At 69.3% G+C, this 7,025-nt stretch carries 7 protein-coding genes; 6 read left to right on the forward strand and 1 reads right to left on the reverse strand.

Annotated features, from left to right (window positions below):
• Positions 1-55 precede the first annotated feature (55 nt).
• Positions 56-313 carry a twin-arginine translocase TatA/TatE family subunit gene (locus EV647_RS18335; RefSeq protein ID WP_134004228.1) on the forward strand — a complete coding sequence of 86 codons (258 nt, stop codon included), beginning with the start codon at positions 56-58 and terminating at the stop codon, positions 311-313.
• Here the strand turns inward: EV647_RS18335 and EV647_RS18340 are convergent.
• On the reverse strand, positions 260-1,183 hold the full coding sequence (locus EV647_RS18340) for a LysR family transcriptional regulator (RefSeq protein ID WP_134004230.1): 924 nt from the start codon (positions 1,181-1,183) through the stop codon (positions 260-262). The genes EV647_RS18335 and EV647_RS18340 overlap by 54 nt on opposite strands.
• 70 nt (positions 1,184-1,253) lie before the next feature.
• Between EV647_RS18340 and EV647_RS18345 the strand changes: the two genes are divergently transcribed.
• The 5 genes from EV647_RS18345 to EV647_RS18365 all read left to right on the forward strand — a co-directional run bounded on the left by EV647_RS18345 (position 1,254) and on the right by EV647_RS18365 (position 6,848).
• Complete coding sequence (locus EV647_RS18345; RefSeq protein WP_134004232.1) at positions 1,254-2,102, forward strand: SDR family oxidoreductase; 849 nt, start codon at positions 1,254-1,256, stop codon at positions 2,100-2,102.
• Between the two features lie 43 nt (positions 2,103-2,145).
• On the forward strand, positions 2,146-3,483 hold the full coding sequence (locus EV647_RS18350) for a hemolysin family protein (protein WP_134004234.1): 1,338 nt from the start codon (positions 2,146-2,148) through the stop codon (positions 3,481-3,483).
• Positions 3,480-4,559 (forward strand): hemolysin family protein, encoded by a 1,080-nt coding sequence (locus EV647_RS18355; RefSeq protein WP_134004236.1) that lies wholly within the window; start codon positions 3,480-3,482, stop codon positions 4,557-4,559. Before EV647_RS18350 ends, EV647_RS18355 begins: the two co-directional genes overlap by 4 nt.
• Before the next feature lie 157 nt (positions 4,560-4,716).
• Positions 4,717-5,742 (forward strand): NAD(+)/NADH kinase, encoded by a 1,026-nt coding sequence (locus EV647_RS18360; RefSeq protein ID WP_238175294.1) that lies wholly within the window; start codon positions 4,717-4,719, stop codon positions 5,740-5,742.
• An 11-nt stretch (positions 5,743-5,753) separates the two neighbouring features.
• Positions 5,754-6,848 carry a mannose-1-phosphate guanylyltransferase gene (locus tag EV647_RS18365; RefSeq protein ID WP_134004240.1) on the forward strand — a complete coding sequence of 365 codons (1,095 nt, stop codon included), beginning with the start codon at positions 5,754-5,756 and terminating at the stop codon, positions 6,846-6,848.
• Positions 6,849-7,025 lie beyond the last annotated feature (177 nt).

Genomic DNA, 7,025 nt, shown 5'->3' on the forward strand with positions numbered 1-7,025 from the left:
ACGGTTCGCGGACCGACGTACGTTGGACGGGGATTGACCGGAAAGAAGGCTTGTCATGGTGCCAGAGCTCGCGCTGCCCGAAGGCGGCGAATGGATCGTCATCCTGGTCATCGTCGTGCTGCTGTTCGGAGCCAAGAAACTCCCCGAGCTGACCCGGAACGCGGCCCGCGCGATGAAGGAGTTCGACAAGGCCCGGCACGGCGACGACGACGAGACCCCCGCCCAGGTCACGCAGGCTGCTCAGCCTCCGATGGATGGTTCAGAGCGGCGGGTTGACCTCGAGGGCGGCGGCACGAAGGGCAGCGGCCAGTAGCGCTGTCGGCTCGGTCATCCGGCCGGGCAGCCGGGCGAGGATCGTACGGCGCAATTCCTGCGGCCCGCCCCGGACCGTGACCACCCGAACGCCTGGCGGCACCGCGGACGCCATCGACGCGGAGATCGTGGTGAGCCCTGCCCCGGCCGCGACCAACTGAAGTTTCGCGAGCCAGTCGCGGACCGTGTGCGCGATCACCGGCCGCTCGTCCAGACCCGGCCACACTCCCATCCACAACTCGCTGCTCGACGCCGGCCCGGCGATCCATCGCTGACCTCGCAGGTCCGCGACCTCGACCGAGTCGGACGCCGCGAGCGGATGTCCGGTCGGCACCGCCAGCCGCAGGCTTCGTTCCGCGAGCGTCTCCAGCTTCAACGCCGGCGACTCGGCGTCCGGCGGCCGGAACGGTGGAGCGGACGCGATCACCGCGAGATCGATCGTCCCGGCCCGGAGCGCCCGGACCAGCGCGGGTGTGGATCCTTCCCGCGTCGTCACGGTGATCGCCGGGTGCGTACGACGTACCGCGCTGATTGCTCGTGGCAACAAGACCGCGCCCGCGCTCGGGAACCAGCCCAGCCGAACGGTCCCGCCGGCGACCGGGAGGCCTGCCAGTTCGCGGGCGGTGGCGTCGATCTGGTCGAGTACGGCGGCGGCGTTCCGCAGTACGACCTGTCCCGCATCGGTGAGGGCGACGCCTTCGCGACGACGTTCGAGGAGCTGGTTGCCGGCGGCACGTTCGAGGCCGGCGATCTGGCGGGAGACGGCCGACTGCGTGTATCCGAGCGCGGTGGCCGCGGCCGTGAAGGTGCCGCGTTCGGCGACCTCTCGGAACACGCGCAGGGCGACCAGCGAGACGTCGGTGAAGTCCATGACGTCTACGCATACCACGTGTGCCGAACTTTCGTTGGAGTCATATCTGTCGCAGACCTACGTTGAAGACATGACAGAACAACGCATCGCTTTGGTCACCGGCGCCAATCAAGGCATCGGATATGCACTGGTGGAAGAGCTGGCACAGCGGATGAACCCGGAGGACCTGGTCCTGCTCACCGGCAGGAACCCGGAGCGGGTCGCCGCCGCGGCAGCTCGAGTGGAAGGAAGGGCGCGGGTCGAAGGGCGCGTGCTCGATGTGACCGACGGGGAAGCCGTACGGCGGCTGGCAGCCGAACTGGGGGCTGTGGACATCGTGGTGTCCAACGCGGTCGGGCCGTTGGAGCCCGGGGTGGCGCCCGTGGAGCAGGTCGACGAGTTCGTCGACGTGGCGAACCTCGGGGCGCAGCACATGCTGCGGGCGTTCGGGCCGATCCTGCGGCCTGGGGGACGGCTGATCGTGGTGGCCAGTTCGCTGGGGACGCTGGAGCAACTGCCGAAGGACCTGTGGGGAAGGTTCGACGAGGTCTCGCTGGAGGACGTCGAGAAGGTCGTGGAGGAGTGGCGTACGGCGGTCCACGACGGTACGGCGCAGGCACAGGGCTGGCCGGAGTGGATCAACCTCCCGTCGAAGGTGGCGCAGGTCGCCGCGGCGCGCGCGGTCGCGGCCGAACGACGGGACCGGGACCTCGCCGAGAACACCCTGGTCGCGTCCGTCTGCCCCGGGCTGGTCGACACCCGTGCGTCCCGCCCGTGGTTCGAGGACTTCAGCCAGGCGAAGTCGCCGGCCGATGCCGTCGTACCGATCGCCGACCTGATCCTGGCCGACGCCGTCGATCCGGGCGTCTACGGCGAGCTCATCCGCGACGGCCGGGTGGTCGCCTGGAAGCCGCGCCAGACCCCGCGGCAGTTCGGCTGACCCCGCGCTATGGGAGTCGCTGGAGTTCTCATAAGGTCGTTCCATGCTGATCCTGGCCGGCCTGGGCCTGATCCTGGTGCTGACCGTTGCCACTGGCTACTTCGTCGCCCAGGAATTCTCGTACGTCGCTGTCGACCGGAGCCGCCTGCGGACACTGGCCGCGGACGGTGACGCGGCCGCCGCACGAGCGCTGCAGGTCACCGCACGACTGTCGTTCGTGCTGTCCGGCGCACAGGTCGGCATCACGATCACCGCGCTGCTCGCCGGGTACTTCGCCGAGCCGTACCTCGGTGCGGGTCTGGAGAACCTGCTCGGCGCGGCCGGTGTACCGGACGCCGTGAGTACGTCGGTCTCGGTGATCCTCGCCTTGCTGCTGGCAACGATCATCCAGATGGTGCTCGGCGAGCTCGCGCCGAAGAACCTGGCGATCGCGAAGGCCGAGGCGATCGCGCTCCGCCTGGCCCGCTCGACCCTGCTGTACCTGGCCATTGCCGGGCCGCTGATCCACCTGTTCGACTCGGCGTCGAACCGGATCCTGCGCCGCGTCGGCATCGAGCCGGTCGAGGAACTGCCGCAGGGCGCGACCGCCCAGGAGCTCGACCGGATCATCGAGACGTCGTACGAGCAGGGCCTGCTGGACCAGGACACGATGCGGCTGCTGGACCGCGGCCTCGACTTCCGCGGCCGGACCGCGGGTGAGGCGATGGTCCCGCGGGTCGACGTGGTCACCGTGCACCGTGAGGAGCCGCTGACCCGGGTCGTCGAGCTGCAGGACACCGGGCACAGCAGGTTCCCGGTGATCGGGGCCTCGGTCGACGAGGTGATCGGGGTGGTCGCGATCGGCGAGGTCGTCGAGCTCGAACCGGCCGATCGGGCGACGATCGCGGTCGGATCGCTGGCGTCGCAGCCCGTCGCCGTACCGACGACCCTCCCGCTGCCCGCGGTCCTCGAGCGCCTCCGGGTCGCGCGCCGGCAACTCGCCATCGTCGTCGACGAGTACGGCGGGTTCGCGGGCATCGTGTCGCTGGAGGACATCGCCGAGGAGCTGGTCGGCGAGATCCGCGACGAGGACGACCTGCCGGAGACCGGGCTGGTGCAGGGCGGCGACGGGACGTGGGTGGTGCCTGCTCGACGGCGGGTCGACGAGGTCGCCGAGGTGACCGGCGTACAACTGCCGGAGAGCGACGACTACGAGACGGTGTCCGGTCTGGTGATGGCGCGGCTCGGCCGGATCCCCGACGTCGGTGATTCGCTCGTCGTCGAGCTTCCGCACCGGATCGACCACGACGGACGGCCGGTGCCGCCCGAGTTCGTGCGGCTCACGGTGCAGACCATCGAGCGCCGGGTGCCTGGCATCGTCGTGATGGAGCGGACGGCATGAGTACGCCGCTGGCGCTGATCATCTCCGCCGTACTGCTGGCGTTGAACGGGTTCTTCGTGGCCGCCGAGTTCGCGCTGGTCGCGTCCAAGCGGCACCGGCTCGAGGAGGCGGCGGCGTCCGGCAGCCGTTCGGCCCGGGCCGCGATCGCCGGTGTCAGCGAGCTGTCGCTGATGCTCGCGGGTGCTCAGCTCGGGATCACGTTGTGCACGCTGGGCCTCGGCTCGCTGAGCGAACCCGCCGTCGCGCATCTGCTGCATCCGCTGTTCGAGCTGGCGCATATCCCGGAAGGCGTCGGGCATGTGATCGCGCTGATCATCGCCGTCGGCGGGATCGGCCTGCTGCACGTCCTGCTCGGCGAGATGGCGCCGAAGTCGTGGGCGATCAGCAACCCCGAGCGAGCGGCCCTGGTGCTGGCGATGCCGTTCCGCGGATTCACGTACGTCTTCCGCCCGCTGCTGAGCGTCCTCAACTGGATCGCGAACCGGTGCGTCCGGCTGGTCGGCGTGACGCCGCAGAACGAGATCGCCAACGCGCACGGCCCGGACGAGCTGCGGCTGCTGATCGAGTCCTCGCGCGAATACGGGACCCTCGAACAACCCGAGCACGAACTGCTGACCGCGATGCTCGCGCTGCAGAACACCACGGTCGGCCAGGTGATGACGCCGATCGCACGGCTGTCCACGGTCCCGGCGTCCGCATCGGCCCGCGAGGTGGAGCTGACCAGCCGCCGCGAGGGTCACTCCCGCCTCGCGGTCGTCGGGCCGCGTCCCGACGGATCCACGGGGATCTGCGGCGTCGTGCATGTCCGCGACGCGGCCCGCGTGACCACCGCCGGCGACACCACGAGCCGCGCGTCGGACCTGATGACGGAGGCCCTGGAACTAGGCGACAACACCCCGGTAGCCAAGGCGATCCGCACTATGCGCGACGAACGCGCCCAACTGGCAGTCGTCTGCGGCGGCAACACCGCGATCGGCGTGGTAGCCCTGGAGGACCTCCTCGAGGAGGTCATCGGCGAGTTCGACGACGAAACCGACCCCATCATCACCGCGACCCGCCCCACCCCACCGAACTAACTCACCCACGCGTCTTTGTGCACCCACCGACCGTTTCGGCGCGCTCAGAATGGTTGGTGGGTGCACAAAGTTGCCGGGTTACGGTGGGGGTGGCGAGCGCGGAGGAGGGGTTGTGGCGGTTAGGCGGCTTGGGCTTGTGGTGCATCAGGGGCGGCCGGTGGCGGTTCAGACTGCGGAGACCGTGCGGAACTGGGCGGCCGCACACGGTATCGGTTGCACGGACATCGACGTCTGGAAAGACCATCAGGAACGGCGTACCGGGACCGACGAGTTGCATCACGCCGGGGATCCGGATCTGGTGGTCACGCTCGGGGGTGACGGGACGTTCCTGCGCGGCGCTCGGATCGCGGCCAAGAACGACGCCGCCGTCCTCGGGGTGGATCTCGGGAAGGTCGGTTTCCTCACCGAGGTCGCGTGCAAGGACGTCGAAGAGGCGCTCGAGGCGGTGCATCACGGCGGAGCGACGTACGAAGAACGGATGACGCTGACGATGCGGGCGTCGCGGCCGTTGGAGATCCCGAGCGGGATCGAGTCGCTGCTGCGGTACGGGCACGGGCCGGCGTTGCCTCCGCCGCCGGTACGGCACGAGATGGCCGAGGGCGACGGCTGGGGGATGGCGCTCGACGTGACCGCGTTGAACGACGTCGTGGTGGAGAAGCTCGCGCGCGATCACCAGGTGGCGCTCGGCGTGTACCTGTCCGGCCGGCTGCTGGCGTCGTACTCCGCCGATGCGGTGATCGTCGCGACGCCGACCGGCTCGACGGCGTACAGCTTCGCCGCCGGCGGGCCGATCCTGTCGCCGAACACCGAGGCGATCGTGTTCACTCCGGTCGCACCGCACATGACCTTCAACCGCACGGTCGTCGCGGCGCCGGACGAGCCGATCGCGCTGCGGGTGCTGCCGCACTCGGGGCAGGCCGCGGTCAGCATCGACGGGCAGCTGCGCGGTGTACTCGATCCGGGGGACTGGATCGGGGTCTACGGCTCGCCGCGGCGGCTGCGGCTGGTGCGACTGCGTCCGCCGGACTTCTACGGGCGGTTGCGGGACCGCTTCCGGCTCACGGATGCACCGGCGACGGCGCTCGACGGTGAGGCCGAGTTGTTCTGGCAGCCCGCGGATTCGCCGATCCCTCCGGACCTCCAGCACCTCAGGATTCCGATGCCACCTGGTGACGACCGGTAGGGTCTCTCCTCATGCGAAACGTGGTGATCCTGGCGGGTGGTTCAGGGACGCGGTTGTGGCCGATGTCCAGAGACGACAGGCCGAAGCAGGTGCTGCCGCTGGCAGCGGGACAGTCGCTGCTGCGGGTGGCGTACAACCGGCTGCTGGGACTGGTCGCTCCGGAGAACATCTACGTCTGCACTGTCGGTGCGATCACCGACGTGGTCCGCAAGGAGTTGCCGGAGCTGGGCCCGCACAACATCATCGGTGAGCCGGCCCGGCGCGACACCGCGAACGCCGTCGGTCTCGCGTCCGCTGTGGTTGCGCGCAACGATCCGGACGCGGTGGTCGCGTTCGTCGGATCGGACCATCTGATCAGCCCGGAGGACGAGTTCCGGGCGGCGATCGAGCACGGGTTCGAGGTGGTGGAGGCGCGCGGCCGGTCGCTGGTGACGTTCGGGATCGAGCCGACGCATCCGCACACCGGGCTCGGGTACATCGAGCGCGGCGCGCCGATCGAGGGTACGTCGGCGTACGTCGTGGACCGCTTCCGGGAGAAGCCCGACCGGGCGACGGCCGAGGAGTACCTGGCGACCGGGCGGTTCTGGTGGAACTCCGGGATGTTCGTCTGGAAGGCTTCCACCGTGCTGAACGTGCTCGACACGCTCCTGCCGGAATCGGCCGCGCGGCTGCGTGAGGTCGCCGCGGTCTGGGACACCCCGGAGCGGGAGGCGACGCTCGCGGAGATCTACCCGAACCTGCGCAAGATCAGCGTCGACTACGCGGTCATGGAGCCGGCTTCCCAGGGCAAGGTCGACGCGGACGTGGTCGTCGTACCGATGCCCGTGCACTGGCTGGACGTCGGCTCGTGGGCCGCGCTCGCCGACACGTACGACGCCGACCCGAACGGGAACCGCACCGACAGCGTCACCCTGAGCTGCCTGCTCGACTCCCACGACAACATCATCGTCACCGACGACCCGAACCACCTGGTCGCCGCCGTGGGCCTCCGCAGCCACATCATCGTCCACACCCAGGACGTCACCATGGTCTGCCCACTGTCCGACGGCGAACGCGTGAAAGACCTGGTAGCCCAAGTCCAATCCGACCACGCGAACTACATCTGACCCAGCAAAACACGAGGGGGATATCCGCTCGCGTTACGGTTCTCCCTTCATGTATCGGGGGAGAACCCATAACGCGAAGGGATATCCGGCTCTTCTGCTGTATGTGTGGGTGATTTGAGCGTGCCTGGAGTGGCGCACGCCGTTCTCTGTCTAGGTTTCTGAGCTGTCTAGGAACAG

The sequence above is a fragment of the Kribbella sp. VKM Ac-2566 genome (genome assembly GCF_004366005.1).
Taxonomy (GTDB): domain Bacteria; phylum Actinomycetota; class Actinomycetes; order Propionibacteriales; family Kribbellaceae; genus Kribbella; species Kribbella pratensis.